Origin of the sequence: Haladaptatus halobius, assembly GCF_020618475.1 — an archaeon.
Taxonomy (GTDB): domain Archaea; phylum Halobacteriota; class Halobacteria; order Halobacteriales; family Haladaptataceae; genus Haladaptatus; species Haladaptatus halobius.
The window spans coordinates 1,441,563-1,467,056 of the sequence record NZ_CP085335.1 but is presented as its reverse complement, the minus strand read 5'-3'; the positions used below and the strand labels follow the sequence as shown (position 1 = coordinate 1,467,056).

Genomic DNA, 25,494 nt, shown 5'->3' with positions numbered 1-25,494 from the left:
GGTCGAGAATTTCTCGACCAGTCGCCGCGGGGCGACTTACTCTATCCTCCGCCGTCGACGACGGGTCGTGTGACGACATAGGCCACACTTGTTGGACGACCCTCATAAATCTGTCCGTGAGTCATCGGCGGTGCAGCCACAGCAGGGCGACCATCAGTAGGTTGTACGCGACCAGTCTCGCGACGAGCGCGCCGAGTCAGAATCCGACGAAGAGCGCGACGATGGCCAAGGCGTCGACTCCCACCGCCACGACCAGCAGCACGAGAAGGAGTCCCGCCATGAACGCTATCGGTGTGGCGTAATCGCGCCAGACGGTCGTAGACATAGGGACGCGGAACTTCAGGAGCGGCTCTCGGGGTTCGGCCATGCTTCTCCATCGAACACCGCAACAATCAGTCTTCTGCCATTTGCGCCGGGCGCGTGAAAGTTTTCACCCCGGCTATTCAAGTACCGGACATGAAGGTTCGCGGAACCCGCGAGTGCCGAGACTGTGGGGCGCAGTGGTCGTACTACGAGACGGGAAGCGTCACCTGTCCGGAGTGCGGGAGCATGCGGAGCGTCGGACTCGAAGCGAGTCGCGTCCAACACACGGACAGTCCCGAGACGCTCCATCTGGCGAAAGCGCGCGCGGCGGCGGACGACCGCCCCCTGCGCGAAGTCGCCGACCTCGCGGAGGACGCGGCGCGCGAGTACGTCCGAAAGTGCGGATTCATCAGCGGCGGCGAACTTCGACCGTTGGACGACACCTACCTCGCGGCGCAGGAACTCCGACATGTCGGGGACGTGGTCGGGCGAGCGTTCGAGACGACGGACGACGAGGAGATCTACTTCTTCTCGTTGCTTCGCGGTGCGGACGAGGGAGAACGCCCTGCCACCGCGGACGTTCCGGCGTCCATGCACGACGTTCGCGGACTCGCCTACGCCGAGGCGCTCGACGAGTTCCACGGAGAGATGAGCGAGTGGGCCAGAGAACACGACGTGGGTCAGGACGGCCGAAACACGCTCGAGACGCTCGGCGAACACGTCCGTCGCGCGCGTGCACTCGAAGCCGGTCTCGACATCGACACCGCGGACGCCCTCGTGTCCGCGGCACGCAATCTTTCGCGGTATCTTCGGGACGGTGACGAGGACGCGCTCGTTAGCACGCGGGAGACGCTCTCTCAACTTGGGTAGACGTCTCGTCCCTCGTTACGGCAGTTCGACTTCAATTTCTTCCTGTATTCCGGCGGCTTTCACCGTGTTATAGAGCAACATCGCGCGAGTCATCGGACCGACGCCGCCGGGAACCGGCGTGATGGCGGACGCTTTCTCCTTCGCACTCTCGAACTCCACGTCACCCACGAGTTCGTACCCTTTATCGGTATCAGCGTCCACACGGTTGACGCCCACGTCGATGACGGTTACCCCGTCCGAGAGCATCGACCCGTCGACGAGTTCCGGGACGCCGCAGGCCGCGACGACCACGTCAGCATTGCGGGTCTTCGCGGCGAGGTCGGCGGTGCGGGAGTGACAGACCGTCACAGTCGCGTTGCCGCCGTCCGCCTTCTGTACGAGGAGATTCGCGAGTGGTTTGCCGACGATGTTCGACCGCCCGACGATGACCACGTCCTTGCCTTCCGGGTCGACGTTCGCCGAATCGAGGAGTTTCTGGACGCCGTGAGGCGTGCAGGGTTTGAATCGTGGGTGACCAGCGACGAGCATCCCGACGTTCTCCGGGTGGAAGCCGTCCGCGTCCTTCGTCGGGTCGATGGCTCGGAGGACGCGCCGCGAATCGACGTGCTCCGGGACGGGCATCTGGACGAGTATCCCGTGGACTTCGTGGTCGTCGTTCAGCTCGTCGATGGTGTCGTACAGTTCCGAGGCGGGCGCGTCGGGGTCTATCTCGACGTGGATACTTTCGATACCGACCTCCTCGCAATCGCGCTGTTTCATCGAAACGTACGTCTCGCTCGCAGGATCGTCGCTCATGAGCACGGTGGCGAGACCGGGCGTCACACCCTCCTCTTTCAGGGTGTCGATACTCCCTCCGAGGTCTGCCCGAATCCGCTCAGCGACCGCCTTCCCGTAGATGATGTCTACCATTGGCGAATCGTGGGTGTCGGAGGCCCTTCAACATTCGGGTTCGTGATCATTTTGAGTATTTATCAATCGTTTCTATACATACTCGTGCATACTCCGGTGCGGTGCGGTGGCGCGCTACCGACTCGACCGAATCCGGTCTATCTGCTCGCGTGGGTGGAGTTGGTTCGTCGCGTCGGTCTGGATTCGAATCCATCCGGGGTAGACGGCGACGCGCACGTCGGTGAGCGTCTTCCCGTCGGTGAAAACGATGTCCGCGTTCGTGAAACCGGCTATCTGCTCGGGCATAGGTAGCGTACCAGTCGCGTGTAGTTACGTCTGCCGCGTCACGGGAACGAAAATCGAGGTCGTCGAAGTTAATCGTACAGCGGGTTCGCGTCGCAGAGATTCTGCACTCGCTCGGCGACTTCCGCTTTCACGTCCTCGTCGTCTGGATGGTTCACCGTGCGTGCGATGAGGTCGCCAACGACCTCGATATCCTCTGCGGTGAATCCGCGAGTCGTGAGTGCGGGGGTTCCCGCGCGGATGCCGCTAGTGACGAAGGGCGAGCGCGTCTCGCCCGGAACGGTGTTGGCGTTGAGGACGATGCCGACCTCTTCGAGGGCGCGTTCGGCGTCTTTGCCGGTCACGTCCTCGTGGGACTCGCGAAGGTCGACGAGCACGAGGTGGGTGTCCGTACCGCCGGAGACGAGACCGAAGCCGTGGCGCTGGAGTGTCTCGCCGAGGACTTTCGCGTTCTCGACGGTTCGGGCGGCGTACTCCTCGAACTCGGGTTCGAGCGCCTCCTTGAAGCCGACCGCCTTGCCGGCGATGTTGTGCATGAGTGGGCCGCCCTGCATCCCGGGGATGACGGCGGAATCGACGGCGTCGGCGTGCTCCTCATCGCACATGATGATGCCGCCGCGACCCGAGCGAATCGTCTTGTGGGTCGACCCTGTGACGAAGTCTGCGATGCCGACCGGCGAGGGGTGTTCACCCGTCGCAACGAGGCCCGTGATGTGAGCAATATCCGCGAGGTGGTAGGCGTCGGCGGCGTCGGCGGCTTCTTGGATTCGCTCCCACTCGATCTGCCGCGGGTAGGCGGAGTAGCCGGAGACGATGATGTCGGGTTCGAACTCGACGGCGTGGTCGTACAGCGCGTCGTAGTCGAGATATCCGGTTTCGGGATCGACCTCGTACTGTTCGACCTCGTACAGCTTTCCGGCGAAGTTGACGCGGTGGCCGTGGCTCAGGTGGCCGCCGTGGGTCAGGTCGAGCGAGAGGATCTTATCGCCGGGTTCGAGGGCGGCAAGATAGACGCCCATGTTCGCCTGCGACCCGCTGTGCGGCTGGACGTTGACGTGTTCCGCCCCCCAGAGTTCTTTCGCGCGTTCGATGGCGAGCGATTCGACCGTGTCGATGTGCTTGCACCCTCCATAGTAACGCTCGCCGGGATAGCCTTCGGCGTATTTGTTCGTCAGGGTGCTTCCCTGCGCTTCGAGCACTGCCTTGCTGACGAAGTTCTCGCTGGCGATCATCTCCAGCGTGTCGCGTTCGCGTTCGACTTCGGCTTCGAGCGCGTCGGCGACTTCCGGATCGACTGCCCGGACGTGGTCGTACTCCATGTGCAGATTCGGAACACCACGGCGTATAAGTTTACCTTTCGGGCAGTACGTTTTGCTCCCCGATAGAAATATAAACTAACAGTGAGATAACGATTCTATTACCGGCATGATAGAATGGGAGGAAACGGAATCCGGAATTCGTGCGTTCGACCGGACGAAGACCGAGATTACGGTTCGTGCGCCCGACTGGCGTGAGGGTGGGCACATACACGAGATCGACAGACCCGTCGACGAATCCGTCGCCGGATACGCGTCGAAACTCCGATTTCCTCCGAATCTGGTCAGTATCACCGAACTGAACTCAGACGAGCGACACCAGCACGGAAGCGACACCGAGATGCTCACGCTTCCCGATGGCGACTATCTGGCGAACATCCACGGAAACATCAAGACGTATCTTCGGTTCTCGGGGTCGGCGACCATCCAGAAAACGCCAGATTTCGACGCGTTAATCATCGATTTTCACGACACTATTCCGATAACGCTCGGCTTTCGGAGCCACCACAAGGTACCGGTCGACACGATAACGGTTCCACCGACGACGGACGGGCTGGCGACGGCGATCACGTACGCGTCTTCGTCGCACAAGACGTCCGGTCCCGACCGCTCGTACCCGTCCCTTCGGGGACATCCGCCGCGTTTCGAGATCGGTGAGGAGGTGGATATTCCGCAGCAAGTACGGGACGGAAAGAAAGAGGCCGGTATCGAGATACGCGTCCCCGACGAGTTCGATAGTCTGTTCGTTACGGCACCGCTGGCGTACTACTTACAGGCGGACGTATTCGTCGAACAGCGTTCCGCGCCGGTTCTTCGTGCACCCTCGATCAACTTCACGTACCACTTTAGCCCGCTTCCCGACTACCAGCACGAAGTCGCCGAGCTGCTTCGACGGGTGTTCTTCCTTGATTGCCTCGTTCGTAACGCGGGGCCGTACCGGTGGAATCTCGCGGAGATGTCGCTTCTGGACGAGGTCGATATCGACGCGAAAGCTGTTTACGACTCGACGCCCGCGGAACAGCTCGTCGCCTACGATCTCACGGAGTTCGAGCGAATCGACGATGACCTGCCGGATTGGCATCTATCGATGTACGTCGAACCGAGCGTCGAAAACATCTCGACGCTTCCGTATCTCCTCTCGAATCTCGGTCTCGTCTACCTTCCGGAGTCGTCCAATCTCAATCGAAACGAGCTTCTGGACGCGTCGCTCGGCGACTTCTACCGCAACGCACCGAGCGCGTCGAACGTCCCGCAGCGTGCAGTCGCGGGCGGCGATTCGTACCGAGTTGGGAGCACCGAGAACGTCAATTCGGTCGATAGGGTCAAGCCCGAGTTGCATCGTGGTCGCGTCCACGGCTGGCTCGCCGATGGCGTCCCTATCGACGTGTTCAAAGTCGAACCGAGCACGTACCGAAATCGATTCAACTACTTCAACCGCGAGGAAGGCGATATCGAGGTCGTTCTCATCTTGAACGACAAGAAGATGGACGACGAGCGAGAAACTGTATCGGACATCTATCTGGATCGCGCGAAGGACCTACCGATCAACATCACGGTGCGTGACCACTTGACCCGTGCCGAACTCGCCGAAGTTTTCGAGTCACAGTACGACTTCGTCCACTACATCGGTCACTGTGAAGAGAGTGGCTTGCGGTGTATCGACGGCAATCTCGCCATCGAGGATATCGAGCAAAGCAAGGTACAGACGTTCTTCTTGAACGCCTGTGGCTCGTACTACGAAGGGCTAGAACTCGTACGAAAGGGGAGCGTCGCCGGCGCGGTTACGTTCAACAAAGTGCTGAATAAACAGGCCGCGAAAGTCGGCATCTCGTTCGCCCGCTTGTTGATAAACGGATTCAGCATCCAACACGCTCTCCAACTCGCGCGACGACGCATCATGATGAACAAGGATTACTCCGTCGTCGGCGATGGAACCCACACGTTGACGCAGTCAGAGAACTACCTACCTGTCTGGGGTCAGATTAAAACCGATACGGACGACTTTCTCCTCACCTACAAATCGCTTTCAGTTTCGATGTCGATGGTCGGAGGTTGCTACCAGCCGTACATCGATGATAACGATAAGCTGTATCTACACGGGAACGACGCGGCCTTCTCGTTCGACGAAGACGAACTCTGTTCGTTCCTACGACGAGCCGAAATGCCGATTCTCTACGATGGTGAACTGTACTGGTCGGAGGAAGAGGATTTGATCTTCCGAATCAGGGCCGATTAAGGCCCTGCGGTTCCACCTGATGCGGCAAAGGGGTCGACAGTGCTTCCTTGTATGTACGTGTAACCCACCATCAAAGTGAACGTTGCGTTCATTGCTGCTGGGTGTCCTGCTAGCCACCGTCGAATTTTACTTCGCATGACAAATGTTGGTATGCCGCATCCTTACTTCATTCTTTCGGACTGTTCATGTAAAGTGGAGTTGGTAATTACTGATTACTGTTCGAATTTATCTTGCGGTAATCGTTCGGCAACGACCACACCTCCTAAAAACCAACGTCATCGCGCATCTCGGTAGATCTCAGTCAGATTTCATGATATTCAAAACTCTCGAAGAGTCAGTCAGGTTTAGGCGGATATTATACTACTCAGCCGATTATAATTACTCCATTGACCAATTGTTCACGGGACATAATCCCTGATTTCCGCCGGTTCCGAACGTTAAAATTAAATAGCTGAACGTCGTCCCTACATGTATGGAAACAAAATCGAACCTCTTGAACCAAAGCGTCCACGAGATCTTTCAGACGGTGATCGACGAATCGCCCGATGTCATGCTCGTCGTCAACCCGTCGGTGAACGCCATCGAGGAGCTCATCGACGCTGCGACCGAGTACGACGGTGACCTCCCCGAGATGCGTATGCTCGCGGACGAGGCCATCCTGAAGGACGTGATGGAAGATTTCATCATCGCCAGCAACACCGCAGACCTCATCGACGAGGGCGCACTCTCGCTGCGTACCACAGACGACTCGTCCGGTAACTCTCTCCTCGTCACCGACGACCTCGTCATCGCGCTCGTCACTGCGGGCGACCGCGTGGGCGGATTGACTTCGGACGACGAAGAGTTCGTCGACGCGGCCTACGGCACATACGCGAACTACTGGGAAGAAGCCGCCGACTTCTCCCTTCGTACTCCCCCCATCTCGCGCGTCCGCGAGACGCTCGGCGATGAGATCAGTCCAGAAGCCGAGGACGACTTCAACAGCGTGCTCTCCTCGCTCGAAACCGCACGCGGTGACGGCGACGGACTGGACGAAGTGACCATCAGCCTCCTCGTCGCGGCGAAGAACGAAGCCCTGCTCTACGACATCAGCAAGTGGGGCGAAGACGTCGGCATCGCCAGCAAGGCGACGTTCTCGCGCACGAAGACCAAGCTCGAAGATATGGGCCTCATCGGCACAGAGAAGGTTCCCATCGACGTCGGTCGCCCGCGTCTGCGTCTGAAGCTCGCCAACGAAGACCTCCAGAGCGCCGACACCGACCAGCTCGCGAGCGTCGCACAGGGTATCCTTCACTGAACGCGCAGTTTTCCATTTTCGCTTCGTCCACCAGCGGTAGCTATCCGTCGCGTTTTTGCCACCGGGCCGTCTCGTCCCGCACATGAGTAACGCGCTAGGTGTCGTCGGCACTGGCCCTGCGGCCGATGCGGTCGTCGCGGCACTCGCGGACGCGGACGGCACCGTCACGGAACTCGACCCGGACGAGGTGGGCGACGCCGATTTCGCCGTGGTCGTCGGCGACGTCGGTTCGAACGTCTTCACGCGCTCGAACCGGTCGGGAACGCCGTGGCTGGCCGTCGAACTCGGGGGCGTCGGCGGTCACGCGCTTCCGGACGTAGACGCCGCCGTCTCTGGGTTCGCCCCCGAGACGGCGTGTTTCGAGTGCTTGCGTACCCGAGTCGCGGCGAACTCGGGCGAAGACGGTGTTGCGGACGAAATCGACGACGCGGGCGACGCTGGAAACGCGGACGTGAACGGAGCAACCGCGCGCTTCGCCGGGGCGCTGGCCGGGCGCGAGGCAGTGGCGGTCCGCTCAGGCGGAGAATCGGCGGTGCTCGGCGGCGTCGTAGAACTTCCCCACGCGGAGCGACGGCTGCTGCCGGTTCCGGGGTGTTCGACCTGCGGAGACGCCCGCGACCGGGCGCTCGGCATCGACCACGCGGAGCGCACGCTGGACGACGCGGTCGCACGCGCGGAAGTCGCGCTGGACGAGCGCGTCGGTGTCGTTCGGTCGCTCGGCGAAGTGGCGTCATTCCCGGTACCGTACTACCTCGCCACTACCTGCGATACGACGGAATTCAGCGACGCGCGCGCCGCCGAGAAGGCGGCGGGCGTCTCCGCGGAGTGGGACGAAGCGTTGATGAAGGCACTCGGCGAGGCGATGGAACGCTACTGCGCGGGGGTCTACCGCGAATCCGAGTTCGCGGTGGCGCGCTCGTCCGAACTCGGGGACGCGATTCCACCGACGGTGTTCGTCCGACCGCCGGGGTGGGAGGAACCGGGGAACGACGAACTCCCGTGGGCGTCCGGGCGGAATCTCGCCACGGGTGAGCCGGTTCATCTGCCCGCGGAATTCGTCCACTTCCCGCCGCCGACCCGGGGGTTCAAACCCCCGATAACGACGGGACTGGGACTGGGCAATTCGACGACGGAAGCCCTACTATCGGGGTTGTACGAGGTGATCGAGCGCGACGCGACGATGCTCGCGTGGTACTCTACCTTCGAACCCCTCGGCCTGCACGTCGACGACGCGGGCTTCGAGACGCTGGTGAAGCGGGCGCGGGCGGAGTCCCTCGACGTGACCGCGCTGCTGGTGACGCAGGACGTGGACGTTCCGGTCGTCGCCGTCGCGGTGCACCGCGACGGCGACTGGCCGAGATTCGCCCTCGGCTCCGGTGCGAACCTCGACCCGGACGCCGCGGCCCGATCCGCGCTCGCGGAGGCGCTCCAGAACTGGACGGAACTGAAACTGATGGGGAGAGACGAGGCGGGCGACGCCGAGGGCGCCATCGCGGACTACGCCGACTTTCAGAGGGCGACCCGCGAGTTCGTCGCACCGGCGACGACGATTCCGAGCGCGAACGTCGAAGACGCTGTTCCGGACGGGGTCGAAGAATTGGAAGCGGTCGTTTCACGGGTGAGCGAAGCGTTCGACGTGTACGGCGCGCGCCTCACCACCCGCGACGTGGAGTCACTGGGTTTCGAGGCGGTTCGCGTACTCGCGCCGGAAGCACAACCGCTGTTCACAGGGAAGCCGTTCTTCGGCGAACGCGCCCGCGCCGTGCCCGAGGAACTCGGGTTCGAACCGCGACCCGAGCGAGAAGTGCACCCGTATCCGTAATGTTATCCGCTTGAAACGTGCTATCGAAGCACATAGTATTTATATCGAGAGAGCGTTCTACTTCACGTAGAGGTGGATAATTAATAATGTATGGATCGTGTCACACGTCGACGCAGATGTCAGTATGACGACGGAGTACGACCTGACCTGCGCGACTTGCGGGTCACCGTTGTCGAAAGAGCGCGTCCCTGCCGATCATCTCGATTTCCCCGACACCGGGTCGGTTGAAGTCGCGACGTGTCGAAACTGCGGTAAGCGATACTTCCCGGAATCGACGCTCGAGCGGCTTTCTTAGATTCCGAACGTCGCTCGGAGCATGTCGCGGGTTCCCGGCCCGAGACCGACTGCGAGGATAGCGATGAGCAACAAGATGGCGTAGCGCGGGCTCTCCTCGAAGATTTGCTCGTCGAACACCCAAACGACGGCGACCGCGGCGACGATCTTGACGAGCAGGAACGGCCACGCCGTCCCGATAACCGACGTGACGGATTCGGGGAGCATCGACGACGTGATGTTGATGATGGCATCGTTAACCGGGTGTTTCGCGCCGTACTCTCCCTCAAGTCCGAGCGCGCCCGCCCAGTCGAGCACCGCGACGTTTGCGACCCCGTCCACCGAGTGGCCCCAGATTATCACCGCGCCAATGAACCCCGTTCCGGCGTTGATTTCGGGGACGTAGCGTCCAATTCCCCACCACACGACCGCCGTGACCAGCGTCGCCCCGACGAGGACGACGACCAACACCTGCGGGTGGAGGCCGACCCTTCCGGTCGTGAGCGCCAGCAAGAACAGATAACCTATCGTGGCGGCGAGGACGAGCGTCCCGATTCCCGCGAGGGAGTATTCGTACTCCTCGAAGACGCCCCGCCGGGCGAGAGCGACGCTCACGACGAGCGCCGCGAGCGTGACGAAGAAGACGGTGAAGTAAATGATGGGGCTGATGATGAGCGTGTTCCACGGGAACGGAATCGCCTCGGCTCCGGCCTGCCGGAGGGCGTCGTTCGCGTCCTCCACCACGCGGAGCGCGCCGCCGAACAGCATGAAGGGAAACAGGGCGTAGAAGAGACTCCTCTCTCGACCGACGTCGAGTCGTCGGAGGAGGAAGACGACGCCGAGGAGCGCGACGATGAGCGTGACGGCGTACCCGACCTCGGAGACGAGCGTGTACCCCGGAACGGCGACGGGTTCCGGCGCGGTCGCGCAGGCTTCTGCGTCGGAGATAAATTTCGTCGTTCCGCTCTCGCGAACGGCACACGATGCGCCCTTCGCGTCAGCGACGACCGGCCCCCAGAAGTAGTGCCAGATGAAGCCGTCGTACACCAGTTTCGGGAAGACGAGTGCGCCGCCCACCAGCGCGACGATGGCGGCGGCGACCGCTCCCGCCCACGTGCGCTCGTTGTCGAGACCCTCGCTTGCGGTATCCATATCGCACGCACCGGAGCGAGCGGATTTTATATTTCCGGTCTGGCTATTCTTCGACCGCGCCGTCGAGCGGGAGTTCGTCGCTCTCGTACGGCGACCCGAGGACGACCATGGTTTGCGACCGGGCGAACCCATCCATCTGGGCGATGGTGTCGAACATCAACTCGCGGAGGCTGTCGGCGTCTTCGGCGTAAACGCGGGCCATCACGTCCCACGAACCGGTCGTGAGGTGAACTTCTTGAATCCCGTCTATCTCTTCGAGTTTCTTGAGCGTGTCCTTCTCGCGGCCCTGTTCGACTCGCAGACCGACGAACGCGGAGATACCGAGCGAGACTTCCTTCGGGTCGACGCTCGCGTGATAGCCGGTGATGACTCCCGCATCTTCCATCCGGTTGACTCGGTCGTGAACCGTCGCGCTGGACATATCGATTTGGCGGGCGATTTCGCTGAACGGGGTTCGGGCGTCTGCTTGGAGTGCGTTTAGAATAGCGCGGTCCGTATCATCCAGCTTCATATCGCTACCGAAATGCCCCAGTAATAAATATCCTCACACACTCGGCGGAGTCCTGTTGCAGTATTCCGAATCAGAGATGACGGTCGTCCTATTTTCCACAATGTGCTTCGGCCGCGCGAGCCGCGGCGAGCACCTCGTCGTGAGCGGTACCGTTCGAGGCGACGAGTCCCCTGCTCTCGGTTGTCCAGAGTTCGCCGTGGATGTCGGTGACCGTCCCGCCCGCCCGTCGCACCATGTAGACGCCCGCGACGGTGTCCCACGGGTTCGGGACGACATTCGTCACCGTTCCGTCCAGCGCACCGCTGGCGACCATCCCGAGGACGATCTGCGCGCAGCCGAACCGGCGCATGTCGCCGAATCGCTCCACGATGGATCGAACCGTCGCGGCGTACTCGTCCCGGCGGTCGAAATCCCACCAGATGGTCGGGGCGACCGTGAACGTCTCGGGGTCGGTGCACTCGCTGACCGCGAGTCGGTCGCCGTTCAGGAACGCACCGTCGGGTCCCGCGGTGTAGGTGTCGCGGAGCGCGGGGCAGACGTTTGCGGCGGCGACCGCCTCGCCGTCTCGCACCGCGGCGACGCTCGTCGTCCAGATCGGAATCCCCCGGACGAAGTTGTTCGTCCCGTCGATGGGGTCGATTATCCACGCGTTGCCCTCCGGCGGAACCTCCTTGAGTTCGTCGTCCTCCTCGCCGACGACGGCGTCGTCGGGATGCTCCTCGCGGATGACCTCGATGACGCGGCGTTGGCTCCGGCGGTCGGCCTCGGTCACCACGTCAGTCTTGTTCGATTTCGTCTCCACGGCGAGGTCGGCGCGGAATTCCTCGGCGGCAATCTCGCTCCCCGCGCTCGCGGCTCGCTCCGCGAGTTCGACTCGGCTCGCTTCGTCGGTCATGGTTCGAGTGGCGCGGCGGGGTGGAAAAGGAGTGTCGTTTTCGGATTCGGAACGTTTTAACTTACCCGCGTTGGAGTAGGAGTTGCGTGCGAGGGTAGCCAAGCTCGGCCAACGGCGGCGGACTCAAGATCCGCTCCTGTAGAGGTCCAAGGGTTCAAATCCCTTCCCTCGCACTCGTAACCGAGTGCAGGAAGACCGCATCGGAGCGTTCTTCCCTCGCAAAACCTCGAAGGGCCACCACACAGGCTCTCGCAAAAACCTTCTGACGACGAGACGACGAGTGTCCAGCGGTCGCTCCGTGATTAGGTTCCGTGATTTCGCCCAAGGGGTTTCTCATCGTTCAACGACCGCCGAATCGAACGGGCCGAACACGTTATCCCGGAAAGCCCTCGGACGCTACACTCGTGCGCCCACTACTGCGCTCCTCGGACGGGCGCTTTGCGCCCGCCCTGTGGTGCTTACGGGGTCGTGCTTCGCGTACCACCCTCACCCTTTCAGTCCGCCAGGAGAAGGTATGGACAGGCTAGTGCGATTCGCAGTGAACGGTGAGTGTGTACGCTCGGCGGCTGAAAAGGCAGCCATCGCGGAGGCGCACTCCGTGTGCCTCCGTGAGGTCTTCGTGTGCGTCGCTCACGCGTGCCGCGCGAGTCGAGCGTCCCCGGGGCTTTCGAGGACAAACTCCCTGAGGTGGCTGATTTTGAAAAGCGTCTGAGGGCTTTCTGGAACTCCGTCACTGCGATGTTGCCAGAACCAGCGCGTAAGAGAACGTTCTACGTCGTCACGGTCGAGCTGGCGCTATCCGTGATTAAAAATCGCTCCCCCAACAATCCACATTCTATGTCGTAGGCGAACGTTATATGAGGCCGGGCCGACAACCAACACCTATGAGCACAGACGCCGCACCGAACGGGGAGGAACTCCCGAAGATAGAGGTGACGGAGGACGCCGCCGAGCAGGCGCTGAACCTGCTCGATAGTGAGGGTCTCGACCCGAAAGTGGCCGGACTGCGGCTGTTCGTCCAGCAGGGCGGATGTGCCGGTCTCTCCTACGGGATGCGGTTCGATGGGGAACCCGAGGAGGACGACACCGTCTTCGAACACCACGACCTGCGGGTGTTCGTCGACCCGGCGAGCATGAACTATATCGAAGGAAGCGTCGTCGATTTCGAACAGGGGTTGCAGGGTGCGGGCTTCCACGTCGACAACCCGAACGTCGTCTCCGAGTGCGGCTGCGGCGAAAGCTTCCGCACCTGAATCGGTGTTCGACGGTTCGGCCCGCCTCACTGAAGAACGATTCGGAGAGTTTTCGTCTTACTTTTCACTTCGCCGCTACTCTCCGTCCTCGCTACTCTCCAACTCTGTCATCACTCCACCTTCGCAACTACTCGTCGGCGTCGTCGCTGCCCTCTGAGTTCGGTACCGCTCTTCGACCTCGCCCTACTCTTCCAGTTCGAACGCGACCGTGACCTCGGCCTGATACTGCCGACCGTCGACCGAGGCGAGTTCGACTCCGAGGTGATCCACTTCGACCCATTTGATGTTGGAGATCGTCTCCTCCGCTCGGTCGATGGCATCGTCGGCGGCCGCGTCGAAACTCTCACCGCTGGTTCCGATGAGGGTGACTTTCTTGAACACCATGGCGTGTCTTCGTTTCCTCGCCGCGAGTGAAAATCGCATCGGCCGTCAGTCCGTCTTTGACCTGCGACCGTCGAGGCGCTCCGTGAGCGCCCCGACCACGTCGGCGAGATACGCGGTTCCCCAGATCGCCGTGATGAGACCGCCCGCCGTGTCGAACATGAGGTCGAGCATCGTATCGCCGAGACCGTACTGCGTGAGTACCGCCCGTCCGCCCAGTATACTCGCCAGTCCGCTCACGGCGAACTCGATGACCTCCCAGATGACGCCGAACGCGACGACGAACATGAGGATGAACACGAACATGAATCGCGGCGGGAGATACACGTCGTCGTAATGGGCGTCGATGGCCCGGACGGTGGCGTAGCCGACCGCGGCGACCAGCGACGCTGAGAGGACGTGGGTGACGTGATCCCACCACCAGAACCAGGCGTCGTTCTGATACGGTCCGAGGGTTCCGACCGCGTGCAGGAAGACGGCGGTCGTGATCCACAGCGTCAGCCCGGCGTCCATCGGAATCTGGTAGTCGCGTTCGAGTATCGCCGGAACGTGCGTGATGGCGAACGCCATGGCGCTGTTGATTACGATGCCGAGATTGCCCCTGTCCAGTCCGACGAAGAAGATGCCGATCAGACTCAACTCCATCGCGCGAGTCAGCTGTCGCTGTCTTCGATCCGAGATGCCGAGGCGCTCACGAACCCTCATCGAACCCGCTCCTTCACTTCGGTCGGCAGGCGCGTTTCGACCGGGACGACACGCCGGAAGTACACCTCGAAGACGACTCCGGCCAGCAGGCCGCCGACCGTCGCGTAGACGAAGTCCCACATCAGCAGGTGCTCGCTATGGATGAACTGCGTGCCAAGGTACACGTCCGATAGCCACTCGACGATGGCCCAGACGCCCGCGGTCGCTATCGTCGTGATGACCACGAAGAGGATGGCGAACCAGTGGGTCATCCGAACCGGGCTGAAGACGTGAAGTTCAACGGCGACGACGAGCGCAAGCGCCGCCACCGAGAGGTACGTCGCCAACCGGCTCGTGAGCGCGAGCGTGGCGAGCGCGCGCCCGAGGATGGGAAGCGCTCCGAGCACCAGCACCTCCCACGGGAGCATCGCTTCCGCGTTCCGGTAGGCGAGCGGAGGAATCACCGCTAGCGTGGCGACGAATCCGACGAACACGGCCCACAGTAGGTCTGCACTCAGCAGGCTCTCTGCGACGACGATGAGCAGAAAGCCGACGAGCAGCCACGACAACCCGGCATTGACGCGCTCGTCCTCCACGAGTGCGTCCAACCGACCGGTTCGCTGTGCCATACCGTTCGATAGGTGAGCCACCGATAAGAAAGGTCGGAAAGGGGAGAACCGGTAGGAGGCGAGCAACCTGTTAGGCCACGAGATACGTACCCGCGTATCCCAGTATTGCGAGCGTAACGGCCGCCATTCCGGTACACGCCCACGACCGCGGGTCGCGCACCGGACGGAACGGACGCCGCGGGTGGAGTTGCGGCCCGACGCCGACGACACCCACCGCGAGCACGGAGAACACGAAGTGGTACGACACCGAGAGCGTCGGCGCGGGCAACACCAGGGCGGCGAGCGCGTACCCCGCACCGAGCGCGGCGCGCCCGTGGACGTGTTTGCGAAGCCGCTCGTCGCGCAGGCGGAAGTACGTCATCACCGCGAGCCAACCGGTCGCCAACTCCAGCACGAAGATGGCGAGCAGGTTCAACGTCGGGTCCCCGAGCAGAGCGAGGCGAGAATCGAGGAGAACCACGTCGAACGGATAGAGGAACTGCGGCGGTTCCCCCGTGAACAGGTCGCCGAACGGATGCGAAAGGAGCCCGAACGCCGCGGCGACGACCAGTGCTCGCGGCCCGAGGTCGGTGCGCGCGGCGGCAACCTGCGCGACCGCCACGCTCACCAACACGAAGACGAGCATGACGCCCGCGCCGAGGACACCGCTCTGCAACAGGGATATCAAAACGAGGGCCGCGAGGACGACCGCTGCGAGCGTCTTCCGGCGGCGGTCGCGGGTCGCCCAGACGAACGCCGGGGCGGCTACCGCGCCGACGACGAGCGAGTGCGTCACGGCTCGGTGGACGAGCTGCGAACTGCCCCAGAACGCGGCGGTCATCTGCCAGACGTCGCCGAATCCCGCCTGTGCGAGTCCGACCAGCGCATAGACCATATCCACGTCGGGAACCGTGGCGAACGCCCCCGCGACCGCACCGAACGCCAACGCGCGCTCCGCGGGCCAGAACCGGGACGCGACTAGCGCAGCCAACGCGAAAGCTAACAGGGCGTGGCCGACCATCATGGATTTCGACTTCGCGTTCGGTGGGTATAAGCTTCTCTCTCCAAAAAGAGACCGACCGTTAGAGCTGCGGTTGCTGGCCGGACGACTGCTGACCGGACGTTCCCATCTGTCCGGTCTGTCCCGTCTGGATCTGATCGAGTAGACGATATGTCGAATCGACGGCTCGGGAAAGCACGGACGCACACTCTTGACAGTGCGCGTGTGGGTGTCGCATGCACTCGTCCGCACACTCCTCGGCAGCGTGCGCGAACACCTCCGCGAGCTCCGGCCCGAAGACCGAATCGCGGGCGATGAGTTGCGCGTTCAGCGTACCGAGATCCGCAACGTCGCGGCAGAGCCGGATACACTCGGCCATCTGCGGTCCTTCGTCGATGCACTGGTCGGCACACCAGTCACACACTTGCGCGGCCTTCTCGAAATCTTCGAGGGCGATTCGCATCTCGCCCGGCAACTGGTCTTCGAACTGGCCGCCCTGCTGTGTCATCTGCTGGCCACCTTGTTGGGTCATCTGACCACTCTGCTGGGACATCTGCCCGCCCTGCTGAGACATCCCTCCGCCGACCCCTTGCTGGCCGTACTGCTGACCGCCCCCCTGGCCGCCCTGTTGACCGATTCCCCGTTGGCCCGTGGACGTTTGACCGCCCTGTTGCGGCTGCCCGTACTGCTGTTGCTGCGGTTGGCCGGACCGTTGATATCCGGTCTGTGCTTGTGAGTGTTGCATCGGTCTCTGTCGTGCCATGGTAATCTCCACCCAGCAACGCGCTGGGTCGTCCCGGTATACGCCGATAGTTCGAATAAACCGGGGCGACCGTTTGGATAGTTCGCCGGGCGTTCGACCGGAGAAACGGTGCGTTGTCCGATTCAACGGTTCGTTGGGCGCAGGATGCCGGGACGACGGGATTTTTGTGACCGCAAGTGATACGAGGAGGTATGGAAAATCCGACAGTCGGTGAGCTGACACCACCGGACAGAACGCTGCTCGGTCCCGGCCCGAGCGAAGTACATCCCCGCGTACTCCGTGCGATGAGCACGCCGCTGGTCGGCCACTTAGACCCGTCGTTCGTCGATATCATGGACGAGGTGCAGGCGCTCCTCCGATACACGTTCAGAACGAACAACGAGTGGACGATTCCGGTGTCCGGCACGGGATCGGCGTCGATGGAAGCCGCCATCGGCAACGTTGTCGAACCCGGCGACACCGTGCTCGTCCCGACCAACGGCTACTTCGGCGGTCGGATGGCGGAGATGGCGAGGCGGGCGGGCGGGACGATCGTCCACGTCGGCGCGCCGTGGGGCGAACCGCTCGACCCCGTCGACGTGGAAGCCGCGTTCGAAGAACACCGGCCGGACGTGTTTGGATTCGTGCACGCCGAGACGAGTACGGGCGTCCTGCAACCGAACGTCCCGGAACTCACCTCCATCGCACACGACCACGACGCCTACGTAATCGCGGACTGCGTGACCTCCCTCGGCGGCGTCGAACTTCGGGTGGACGAGTGGGACATCGACGTGGCGTACGCCGGGCCGCAGAAGTGTCTCTCCTGCCCGCCAGGCGCCAGTCCGCTGACCCTCTCCGACCGCGCGATGGAGAAGGTGCTCACGCGCGAGGAGTCGCCCCGGTCGTGGTATCTCGACCTCGGCCTGCTCGAAGGCTACTGGGGCGACGAACGCTCGTACCACCACACTGCCCCCATCACGAACGTCTACGCCCTCCGCGAGGCGCTTCGCCTCGTCAGCGAGGAAGGTATCGAAGCGCGCTGGGAGCGCCACCGCGAGATGGCCGGGGCGCTCAAGGCGGGCGTCGAGGCGATGGGCCTCCGGATGAACGCGCCCGAGGAGCACTGGCTCCCGAGCCTCAACGCCGTTCGCGTCCCCGAGGGCGTGACCGATACTGACGTGACGGAGTACCTGCTGGAGCGGTACGACCTCGAAATTGCCACCGGACTGGGAGACCTGGACGGTGAAATCTTCCGAATCGGCTGTATGGGTTACTCCGCGCGCCCCGAGACCGTTTCGTATCTCGTGAGTGCGCTCGGCGACGCGCTGCGAAAACAGGGAGCCGACGTGGACGTGGAGGCTGGCCTCTCGGCGACGAGTCGGGCACTGGGAGAGTAAGCGGACTTCCGCTTCGCCGAGACGCGGAACGCTGCGTCGAGTTCGGTCCGTTTCAGTGCGATTCTTCGTCCCTCGTCCGCCACTCCTCGCGGAGCAGTCCGTAGTTGACCGTGTCGACGTACTCGCCGTCGATGAACCGATCCTTGCGGATGCGCCCTTCCTCCGCGAACCCGAGGGACTTCAACAGGCCGCGAGAGGCCTCGTTGAAATCGTAGGCTCCCGCGCCAACGGCGGGACGGTCGTACACCCGGAAGACGTAGTCGATGACGAGCGAGACGGCCTCCTTTCCGTAGCCTTCGCCGCGAACCTCCGGAACGAGCCAATAGACGAGTTCGGGTCGTCGCCAACTCGCATCTTCGACGAAGACCGCACCCACCGGCCGAACGTCGTCTTCGTCGGGGTGGCCCGGGGCGGCGTCGTCCTCGTCGAGACAGACGAGGAACTGGTCCGTATCCTCGTCGTCGTTCCACTCCACGAGCTGCTCTTCGTTCTTGAGCGGAGTGCCGAGCGGGTAGCGAATCTCGGGGTTGGCGTAGGCGCGCTGGAGGAACGGAATATCCTCGCGTTCGAGCGTCCGGAGCGTGACTCGCTCGCCGCGCTCGATGCGTGCTCCTGGCATGAGTACATCAATCAGGATGGTTGATAAGTATCTTCTGCATCGAAGTTACGGTCGTGTTGTCGTTTCCGAGCGACGAATCGCCCGTCTACCGGTGCCGTGGTCGCGTCGAAACGGCGAACGAGGGACTCCTATTCGAACCGTTTTCGCACGCTTTCGGCGTGCGCCTCCAGCCCCTCGGCCTCGGCGAGCGTCGTAATAGTCTCCGCGAGACTCGACAACGACTCCTCGTCCAGACGCTGCACGGTGGTCGAGCGTAGGAACGTGTCGACCGACAGTCCGCCCGTGATCTTCGCCAGTCCGGTCGTCGGCAGAACGTGGTTCGTTCCGGAGGCGTAATCGCCGGCGGCGACGGGGGTGTACGAACCCAAGAAGACGCTCCCCGCGCTGTCGATGCGACGCAGGAGTTCCTCGTCGTTCTCGGCCTGAATCACGAGGTGTTCCGCCGCGTACTCCTCGGCGAACGAGATAGCTTCGCTCATCGACCGAGCGACGAACGCGCCGCTGGCGTCGTTGTCGAGCGCGGCGCGGATGATCTCCTCGCGCTCGCGTCGGCCCGCTTGGCTGTCGATCTCCTCGACGACGGCCTCGGCGAAGTCGGAATCGTCGGTGACGGTGACCACCGGGGAGTCCTCGTCGTGTTCGGCCTGTGCGACTACGTCGCTGGCGACGTGCGCGGGGTCGGCGGAGTCGTCGGCGAGGACGAGCAGTTCGCTCGGACCGGCGAGGAAGTCGATGGCGACGTCGCCCTGCACCTCGGCTTTCGCCGCGGTGACCCAGCGGTTGCCGGGACCGACGACCTTCTGCGCCCGGTCGATCTGCTCGGTTCCGTAGGCCATCGCGGCGATGGCCTGCGCGCCGCCGACGCGGTACACCCTGTCCGCGCCCGCGGCGTGAATCGCGGCCAGCGTGATGGGATTCTGGGGATCGCCGGGCGGGGTGGCGACCGCCACCTGTTCGACGCCCGCCACCTTCGCGGGGATGACTCCCATCAGCGCACTCGAGGGGTACGCGGCGGTTCCGCCGGGGGCGTACACCCCGACGCGCTCGACGGGTCGGAATCGGCGTCCGAGTTCGCGCCCGTCGAAGTCCGCGCGCCAATCCTCGGGCAGTTGGGCTTCGTGGAACTCACGGATGTTCTTCGCGGCGTCCTCGATGGCCGCGCGCACCTCGTCGTCGATCTCCTCGTACGCACGCTCGGCTTCGTCGGTGATGTCGATGTTCCCGACCTCCACGCCGTCGAACTCGCGGGAGAACTCGCGGACTGCCACGTCACCCTCGTCGCGCACCCGGTCGATGATGTCGCGCACGTCGCCGCGGACGCTCTCGATTCCGGCGTCGCGGTCGAACAGCGCGCGTCGCTCGTCCGGCCCGAGGTCAGCTATCGGCTTCGGATTCATGCATCGGTGTTCGGAGCGGGCGGAAAAACGGTTTGCGCTCTAGGACGGCGGTTTCGTTGCGGTGATTCGGTTGGTGGTGCACCTACGAAACCACCTGCGTTATCAACCCTGATACCGCCGTCTCCGGAATTTTAGCTCGCTAGCGCCGGCTCCAGTGTCATCCGCTCCTCGTGTGTTGCGCGAAGAAGTCCCACATAATTCGACTCGTGTCGGGTCCGCCCGGTGCGGTGTACTCGCCGCCCGCCGCGTAGACGTCGGCGTACTCCGCGAGCACGTTCGACACCATCGCCGCGCCCGCGGAGAGACCGGCGATGTACACGCGCCGCGGGTTGAAGCTCTCGGCGCTCACAGTCTCCCGCGTCATCCCGGCGATGACCGCCGCCTCGCCGTTTCTCCATATCGTGTTGGAGTCGTAGAACCAGTTCCAGCACTGCGTGCCGTTGAGGGCGTTGTACTGGTCGGGGTAGATGACGACGAACCCCTCGCGGTCTGCAACCCCGTTCATCTGGGTCTCCACCCGGAACTGGTCGGCGTCTTGGGAACACCGTGGAGCATCACGACGAGCGGAGCGTTCGCGCCCACCGAATCGGGCACGTACTTCCAGTAGTCGAAGCCGCTGTAGTAGTTGGTACGTTCCTGCCACCGCGACCGTTCCCGTGCCGCAGAGGACGCCCGCCGCGCCGACCGATCGCAGGAATGTTAGTCTGTCGAAGTTCATGCTATGCCATGTCGTACCAACGTTCCCTGCCAAAATATGACACCAAATATATATGTAAAATACACCGGCGAGCGCCTCTTCGGACGCCAGAAGGAAATTCGGGTGTCGGAGTTCGGTCGGAACGCACGGCGAGTTTCGACGACCCTGAGACGTCGACGCACCGCCGAAGTTCGCGTCGCGGGTCGCGTTATCGGTTCAGAACGGTGTGTATCGCGCCGACGAGACTGTTGCTAGGGTCTTGGGAGAGTTCCCAACACATCATCCCGCCGAAGTCGTTTCGTTCGACGTACTTCGCCTTCTCCATCGTGGAGTGTCTGTCGTCGTAGGTGACGAACGTGTCGTCCTCCGCGGAGTACAGCCAGGGCACGCGCGCCCGAGGGTGCCAGTGCTTCACGTAGCGAGGCTCCGTCTTCAGGCTCCGAATGTCCTCGTAGGTTCGAGTGTCGGCGCTGTCGAACGGTTGGAACAGCCCCCGATTTTCGTCTCGCACGCCCTTGAAGACGAACCCGTAGAACGGCGTTCCGAGGACGACCTTGTCGCGCGCTATCGGCTGGTCGGCCCAGTACCGCATCGAATGGTCGACGGTGAGCAGGCGCTGCCAGTACGTCGGGTCGTCGTAGGCGGCGTACAGCGGCGCGTTGAAGTTGGTCGCGGAGCTCCAACTACCGTAGAAGTTGTAGTTCATCACGTTGACGAAATCCAACACGTCGTCGAGTTTGTCGACCTCCAGCGGGTCGATGTTCGACGGAATGGGCGCCGCCGCGATGCTCAACTCGTAGGTTTCGTCGTCCTCGCGCTCCGCGTCGTCCAACTGTCGCCGGAGTTCTTCGAGGAGCAGCGTGAAGTTCCGGGGGTCGTCCTCCCGAACTGACCCGTCCGGATACTCCCAGTCCACGTCGATGCCGTCGAAGTTGTACTCCCGTAGGTGTTCGATGGCGGTTCGAGCGAACCGCTCACGGCCCTCGGCCGTCGAGACGGCGTCGGACATGTTGCTGCCGAAATCCGCGATCGAGAGCATGAACGAAGTGTCCGGCCGTTCGCGCGTCAGCGTCTCGAACCGTCGGAGAACTTCGGGCGCGTAGTCCCCGGCGACGGCGAGTTTCACCTCGCCGTTCGACTCCGTTTCGAGGAAAGCGTAGTTGAGGTGCGTGAGGTCGTCGTAAGGCACGTCTCGGGGCGCATAGTCGCCCGCCCACGAGGGGTAGTATCCGACGACCCGCTTGTCCGTTGCGGGTTCGGCATCGTCATCGTCGGTACTCGCTCCGACCGTTCGGGAGACGAGCGGCGTCGTCACCAGCAGTCCGGCGCTCCGCAGGTATCTTCGTCGGCCAGCGTTCACGTTTTCGTTGGTCATCCGTAATGTGCGACGGAGTACCACCCTATAAACAAACTACCTATCATTATAATTAATCCCTGATAACAGAGATACAATGGTCGTTCGACCAATTTTCCCGAGCGGAGTACCGTCCCCTGATTCACCGTTCCAGAAGCCGCACCGTACCCCGTCCGAACGCGAATCCGACCGACGCCCCGACCAAACCCACGATGCCGAACGCGACCATCAGCGCCCAGAGGGGCGATTCCCCCGTCGCGGTTCCGGTGATGACCCGTCGAAGCAGCGCCACGACCCCGAACGAGAGCGCGGGAACCACGCCGACGGCGACGCTCACGAGCAGTCCCCCGCCCCGAACCGCACTGAGCGCGGCGACGACCGGCGGCGCGTAGAAGAACGCCGCGGGGAGCAGGAGGTCGTACACGAGACCCGAACTACGACCGCCTCCGAATGACACCACGAACAAGAGGACGAGGATGACGCCGGCAAATCCGCCGACGAAGACCGACCAGTGGCGCGCTCTGCGCTCCGGGCGACCCCACAGTAGCCGTTCCGAGAGAGCTGACATCTATTCGACGTGCAACGCCAGATGGGATAAACGTTCAGTCGATTGGCGGAACCGGTCGGTGAAAAAATCGAGAAACAGTTTTGCCGCCCCTCTCCGAAGGGTCGACAAGCATGGCATACAGTGACACCGAGATGTCGTCACGGGACGAGCTACGGGCGCTTCAGGACGAACGACTCGCCGAGACGGTCGCGCGCGCCTACGAGAACGTCTCGTTCTATCGAAACGCGCTGGACGATGCGGGCGTTTCGCCGGACGACATCGAGGGCGTCGAAGATATCTCCCACCTTCCGTTCACGACGAAGGAGGACTTCCGCGACGAGTATCCCGACGGGATGTTCGCAGTACCCCGCGAGGATATACGCCGAATCCACGCCTCCTCGGGGACGACCGGGAAGCCGAAGATCGTCTCGTACACTGAATCCGACCTCGACGTCTGGCGCGAGGTGATGGCCCGCTCGCTCGCCGCCGCGGGCGTCGAACCCGGCCACGTCGTCCAGAACGCCTACGGCTACGGTCTGTTCACCGGGGGGCTCGGCTTCCACGACGGGGTCGAAGAACTCGGCGCGTGCGTCATCCCGGTCGGTGGCGGTAACACCGCCCGACAGATCGACATGCTCCGAGATTTGGAGAGCGACGTGCTCGCCTGCACGCCCTCGTACTGCCTCTATCTCGTCGAGGCCGCCGAGGAGCGGGGAATCGACCCACGCGACCTCGCGCTTTCGACGGTCGTCATCGGCGCGGAACCGTTCACCGACCCGATGCGCGAGGAGATAGAGGACGCGCTCGACGTGACCGCCGTGGACGTGTACGGCCTGTCGGAGATAATCGGACCGGGCGTCTCCATCGAGTGCGCGGAGGTTCAGGAGGGACTCCACGTCTGGGAAGACCACTTCTACCCCGAGATCATCGACCCGGCGACGGGCGAGGTGCTACCCGAAGGAGAGGAGGGTGAACTCGTCCTCACGAGTTTGACGAAGGAGGCGCTGCCCGTCCTGCGCTACCGAACCGGCGACATGACTAGTCTAACCTACGAGAAATGCGACTGCGGGCGCACCGCGGTTCGGATGGGAAACGTCACCGGCAGGGCGGACGACCTCCTCATCGTCCGCGGGGTAAACGTTTACCCGAGCCAGATAGAGGACGTGATGGTCGATCTGGACGCCGTCGCGCCGCACTACCGGATCGACCTGACGCGCGACGGAAACTTAGACCGCATGAAGATAACCGTCGAGTACCACGAGGAGTTCGAGGACTCACCCGACGAACTCCGTGATCGAATTCGCGTTCGACTGGACGAGATACTGGACGTGACGCCCGACGAACTCGAAGTGGTCGAGCCGGGTGCTATCGATCGAACCGAGGTCGGGAAGGTAAAGCGCGTGTACGACCACCGCTGACGCGACCGGCGAGAGGCGAACCTACAGCCACCCGCCGAGAAGCGAATCGCGCTCGTGCGGGCGTTCGACTGTGACGACCGTGTTGTGCGCTTCCGACCGAACGTCGTCGGTGGTCGAACCGAACACGAACTCTCGAAGCCTGTTCTTCTGCGGCGCGCCCATCACGGTCGCGTCGTAGTACCGAGACTGTTCGACGATGACGTCCGCGGTGTCGTCGGCTTCCAGCACCCACGTGTCCACGTCGTCGAACTCGCCGAGTCGCTCTCTGGCCGCGGCGACGTACTCTTCCGCGTCGTCGCGTTCTCGGTCTTCGGCACCTTCCTCGACCACGTGGAGGAGCTCTATCCACGCGCCGCGTACCTCGGCGATACTTCGAGCCGCGTCGACGGCCAACCCGGAGTGAGGGCCTCCGGCGACCGGAACGAGGATGGAAGAGAGGGTGGACGAGGCGTGTTTTCCGCCGACGGTGACGATATCGCCATCGGCGTTTCCGGCGACGCGCGCGGAGACGGGTCGTCCGAAGGGGGTGGCCGGTTCGGACTCGTCCAAGACGATGACACCCGCGGAGAAATCCTCGCTCGCTTCCTTGACGATGGCGGAAAACGTGCGGCCCGCTCGGGCCGTCCCCCGAGTTCGTACCTCCGTCTCCGAGTCGAGCGACGTGCGAAGCACCTGCCGGGCCGCCATTCGATGTTCGTCCAGCAACTCGTCGGTGAGGTCCAGCGGCGTTCCGGACGGTCGAACCACGGCACTGACGAGTATCACTTCGCCGTCTCTGGCGGCGGCGAGGGACGCGGCGAGTTCGACGGTTCGCTCGTCGGCCGTTCCGTCCGACAGCGGGACGACGACGTTTCGCCGGGTGGCCTTACCACCGCCCTCCGCGTACAGGAGCGAAGGAGTCCACGGTGTGGGACTCACATTCATAACTCATGGCTCTTGTCGATACCGTATAAAGCGTAGGGTTAACTTTCACATTCCCGAATCTAATGCGGTTATCGTGAATCGATTCAGTTCGAGGTTGTGAACGTTTCGCACGACGGAACGGAGAATCCGAGGCGGTCGGTGAGCGATTCGACGAAGCGGAAAATGTCTGTTTATTTACTGTTTGTACACGCGCCCTCGGAAGACGGCGACGGTTTCTCCGTCGGCGGTCACGTCCACTCGGTACGACGCGGTGCTTCGACTCTCGTGCTCTCGTTCGGCGAGCGCGACCAGCGTCTCGCCGACCTCCGCCGCGGCGAGGTACGAGATGTTCGTCTCCAGCGCGAGCGCCGTCTCGCCCTCGGAGTTCGATGCCGCCGCGAACGCCGCGTCCGCGAGCGAATAGACCGCACCGCCGTGGGCCGTCCCGTGGAAGTTCAGCGACTCCTCTGTGACGGTGAGTTCGGTTCGCGCGGTGCCCGGCCCGAGGTCGGCTAGCTCGATTCCGAGCGTCGCGCAGAAGGGGTCGGCGGCGATTTTCTCGCGTCGGTCGTCCGTAATATCGGCCATAGATGGCGTCGGTGCAGTAGTTACTTATATTCTACCCGAG

At 62.9% G+C, this 25,494-nt stretch carries 27 protein-coding genes and 1 tRNA gene; 9 read left to right on the top strand and 19 right to left on the bottom strand.

Annotated elements, in window-relative coordinates; translation table 11 throughout:
- Positions 1-196: 196 nt before the first annotated feature.
- Positions 197-367, bottom strand: a complete 171-nt coding sequence (locus LIW51_RS08320) for a hypothetical protein (protein WP_227373575.1) — start codon at positions 365-367, stop codon at positions 197-199.
- Positions 368-456: 89 nt separating this feature from the next.
- Here LIW51_RS08320 and LIW51_RS08315 point away from each other — a divergent pair, with 89 nt between their 5' ends.
- Positions 457-1,173: a DUF7117 family protein gene (locus LIW51_RS08315; RefSeq protein WP_227373574.1), complete on the top strand. Its 717-nt coding sequence runs from the start codon at positions 457-459 to the stop codon at positions 1,171-1,173.
- A gap of 15 nt (positions 1,174-1,188) precedes the next feature.
- Here the strand turns inward: LIW51_RS08315 and LIW51_RS08310 are convergent, their stop codons facing one another.
- The 3 genes from LIW51_RS08310 to glyA form a co-directional block, all read right to left on the bottom strand.
- The gene (locus LIW51_RS08310; protein ID WP_227373573.1) at positions 1,189-2,082 is read right to left on the bottom strand and encodes a bifunctional methylenetetrahydrofolate dehydrogenase/methenyltetrahydrofolate cyclohydrolase; all 894 of its coding nucleotides are present in this window, start codon (positions 2,080-2,082) and stop codon (positions 1,189-1,191) included.
- A gap of 114 nt (positions 2,083-2,196) precedes the next feature.
- On the bottom strand, positions 2,197-2,367 hold the full coding sequence (locus tag LIW51_RS08305) for a hypothetical protein (protein WP_227373572.1): 171 nt from the start codon (positions 2,365-2,367) through the stop codon (positions 2,197-2,199).
- 68 nt (positions 2,368-2,435) lie between these two features.
- Positions 2,436-3,683 carry a serine hydroxymethyltransferase gene (glyA, locus tag LIW51_RS08300; protein WP_227373571.1) on the bottom strand — a complete coding sequence of 416 codons (1,248 nt, stop codon included), beginning with the start codon at positions 3,681-3,683 and terminating at the stop codon, positions 2,436-2,438.
- A 106-nt stretch (positions 3,684-3,789) separates the two neighbouring features.
- On the opposite strand from glyA, the gene LIW51_RS08295 reads away from it, so the two are divergent.
- From LIW51_RS08295 to LIW51_RS08280, 4 genes are all read left to right on the top strand, one after another.
- Positions 3,790-5,916, top strand: a complete 2,127-nt coding sequence (locus LIW51_RS08295) for a hypothetical protein (protein ID WP_227373570.1) — start codon at positions 3,790-3,792, stop codon at positions 5,914-5,916.
- A 472-nt stretch (positions 5,917-6,388) separates the two neighbouring features.
- Positions 6,389-7,213, top strand: a complete 825-nt coding sequence (gene tbsP, locus LIW51_RS08290; protein ID WP_227373569.1) for a transcriptional regulator TbsP — start codon at positions 6,389-6,391, stop codon at positions 7,211-7,213.
- A gap of 82 nt (positions 7,214-7,295) precedes the next feature.
- Complete coding sequence (locus tag LIW51_RS08285; RefSeq protein ID WP_227373568.1) at positions 7,296-9,035, top strand: YcaO-like family protein; 1,740 nt, start codon at positions 7,296-7,298, stop codon at positions 9,033-9,035.
- Positions 9,036-9,132: 97 nt separating this feature from the next.
- The gene (locus LIW51_RS08280; protein WP_227373567.1) at positions 9,133-9,330 is read left to right on the top strand and encodes a hypothetical protein; all 198 of its coding nucleotides are present in this window, start codon (positions 9,133-9,135) and stop codon (positions 9,328-9,330) included.
- Here the strand turns inward: LIW51_RS08280 and LIW51_RS08275 are convergent.
- From LIW51_RS08275 to LIW51_RS08265, 3 genes are all read right to left on the bottom strand, one after another.
- Entirely contained in the window at positions 9,327-10,460 is a 1,134-nt protein-coding gene (locus LIW51_RS08275) for a DUF63 family protein (protein WP_227373566.1), read from the bottom strand. The two genes, LIW51_RS08280 and LIW51_RS08275, sit on opposite strands and share 4 nt — an antisense overlap.
- Before the next feature lie 43 nt (positions 10,461-10,503).
- A complete protein-coding gene (locus LIW51_RS08270) occupies positions 10,504-10,971 on the bottom strand; it encodes an Lrp/AsnC family transcriptional regulator (RefSeq protein WP_227373565.1) in 468 nt (155 codons plus the stop codon).
- A gap of 88 nt (positions 10,972-11,059) precedes the next feature.
- Positions 11,060-11,866: an inositol monophosphatase family protein gene (locus LIW51_RS08265; RefSeq protein WP_227373564.1), complete on the bottom strand. Its 807-nt coding sequence runs from the start codon at positions 11,864-11,866 to the stop codon at positions 11,060-11,062.
- Positions 11,867-11,954: 88 nt separating this feature from the next.
- On the opposite strand from LIW51_RS08265, the gene LIW51_RS08260 reads away from it, so the two are divergent.
- A tRNA-Leu gene (locus tag LIW51_RS08260) sits at positions 11,955-12,039 on the top strand.
- A gap of 711 nt (positions 12,040-12,750) precedes the next feature.
- Positions 12,751-13,119 (top strand): HesB/IscA family protein, encoded by a 369-nt coding sequence (locus LIW51_RS08255; protein ID WP_227373563.1) that lies wholly within the window; start codon positions 12,751-12,753, stop codon positions 13,117-13,119.
- A 183-nt stretch (positions 13,120-13,302) separates the two neighbouring features.
- Here LIW51_RS08255 and LIW51_RS08250 read toward each other — a convergent pair whose 3' ends face one another.
- The 5 genes from LIW51_RS08250 to LIW51_RS08230 form a co-directional block, all read right to left on the bottom strand.
- Positions 13,303-13,503 carry a dodecin gene (locus LIW51_RS08250; RefSeq protein ID WP_227373562.1) on the bottom strand — a complete coding sequence of 67 codons (201 nt, stop codon included), beginning with the start codon at positions 13,501-13,503 and terminating at the stop codon, positions 13,303-13,305.
- Positions 13,504-13,548: 45 nt separating this feature from the next.
- A complete protein-coding gene (locus tag LIW51_RS08245) occupies positions 13,549-14,205 on the bottom strand; it encodes a DUF2238 domain-containing protein (protein ID WP_227373561.1) in 657 nt (218 codons plus the stop codon).
- Positions 14,202-14,813, bottom strand: coding sequence for a hypothetical protein (locus LIW51_RS08240; RefSeq protein WP_227373560.1), 612 nt, complete (start codon positions 14,811-14,813; stop codon positions 14,202-14,204). The genes LIW51_RS08245 and LIW51_RS08240 overlap by 4 nt, the downstream gene beginning before the upstream one ends.
- A gap of 70 nt (positions 14,814-14,883) precedes the next feature.
- The gene (locus LIW51_RS08235; RefSeq protein ID WP_227373559.1) at positions 14,884-15,816 is read right to left on the bottom strand and encodes a metal-dependent hydrolase; all 933 of its coding nucleotides are present in this window, start codon (positions 15,814-15,816) and stop codon (positions 14,884-14,886) included.
- Positions 15,817-15,874: 58 nt separating this feature from the next.
- Positions 15,875-16,555, bottom strand: a complete 681-nt coding sequence (locus LIW51_RS08230; RefSeq protein ID WP_227373558.1) for a four-helix bundle copper-binding protein — start codon at positions 16,553-16,555, stop codon at positions 15,875-15,877.
- A gap of 191 nt (positions 16,556-16,746) precedes the next feature.
- On the opposite strand from LIW51_RS08230, the gene LIW51_RS08225 reads away from it, so the two are divergent.
- Positions 16,747-17,931, top strand: a complete 1,185-nt coding sequence (locus LIW51_RS08225; protein ID WP_227373557.1) for a pyridoxal-phosphate-dependent aminotransferase family protein — start codon at positions 16,747-16,749, stop codon at positions 17,929-17,931.
- A 52-nt stretch (positions 17,932-17,983) separates the two neighbouring features.
- Here the strand turns inward: LIW51_RS08225 and LIW51_RS08220 are convergent, their stop codons facing one another.
- From LIW51_RS08220 to LIW51_RS08200, 5 genes are all read right to left on the bottom strand, one after another.
- Positions 17,984-18,550, bottom strand: a complete 567-nt coding sequence (locus LIW51_RS08220) for a GNAT family N-acetyltransferase (protein ID WP_227373556.1) — start codon at positions 18,548-18,550, stop codon at positions 17,984-17,986.
- A gap of 128 nt (positions 18,551-18,678) precedes the next feature.
- The gene (gene hisD, locus LIW51_RS08215; RefSeq protein ID WP_227373555.1) at positions 18,679-19,947 is read right to left on the bottom strand and encodes a histidinol dehydrogenase; all 1,269 of its coding nucleotides are present in this window, start codon (positions 19,945-19,947) and stop codon (positions 18,679-18,681) included.
- A gap of 157 nt (positions 19,948-20,104) precedes the next feature.
- Positions 20,105-20,665, bottom strand: a complete 561-nt coding sequence (locus LIW51_RS08210) for a CE1 family esterase (RefSeq protein WP_227373554.1) — start codon at positions 20,663-20,665, stop codon at positions 20,105-20,107.
- 187 nt (positions 20,666-20,852) lie between these two features.
- Positions 20,853-22,019, bottom strand: coding sequence for a glycoside hydrolase family 18 protein (locus LIW51_RS08205; RefSeq protein ID WP_227373553.1), 1,167 nt, complete (start codon positions 22,017-22,019; stop codon positions 20,853-20,855).
- 121 nt (positions 22,020-22,140) lie between these two features.
- On the bottom strand, positions 22,141-22,566 hold the full coding sequence (locus tag LIW51_RS08200) for a hypothetical protein (RefSeq protein WP_227373552.1): 426 nt from the start codon (positions 22,564-22,566) through the stop codon (positions 22,141-22,143).
- A gap of 110 nt (positions 22,567-22,676) precedes the next feature.
- Between LIW51_RS08200 and paaK the strand changes: the two genes are divergently transcribed.
- Complete coding sequence (gene paaK, locus LIW51_RS08195; protein WP_227373551.1) at positions 22,677-23,963, top strand: phenylacetate--CoA ligase PaaK; 1,287 nt, start codon at positions 22,677-22,679, stop codon at positions 23,961-23,963.
- Positions 23,964-23,984: 21 nt separating this feature from the next.
- On the opposite strand, the gene LIW51_RS08190 is transcribed toward paaK, so the two are convergent.
- Together LIW51_RS08190 and paaI are read right to left on the bottom strand one after the other, a co-directional pair.
- The gene (locus tag LIW51_RS08190) at positions 23,985-24,887 is read right to left on the bottom strand and encodes a universal stress protein (protein WP_227373550.1); all 903 of its coding nucleotides are present in this window, start codon (positions 24,885-24,887) and stop codon (positions 23,985-23,987) included.
- A 174-nt stretch (positions 24,888-25,061) separates the two neighbouring features.
- Complete coding sequence (gene paaI / locus LIW51_RS08185) at positions 25,062-25,454, bottom strand: hydroxyphenylacetyl-CoA thioesterase PaaI (RefSeq protein WP_227373549.1); 393 nt, start codon at positions 25,452-25,454, stop codon at positions 25,062-25,064.
- Positions 25,455-25,494 lie beyond the last annotated feature (40 nt).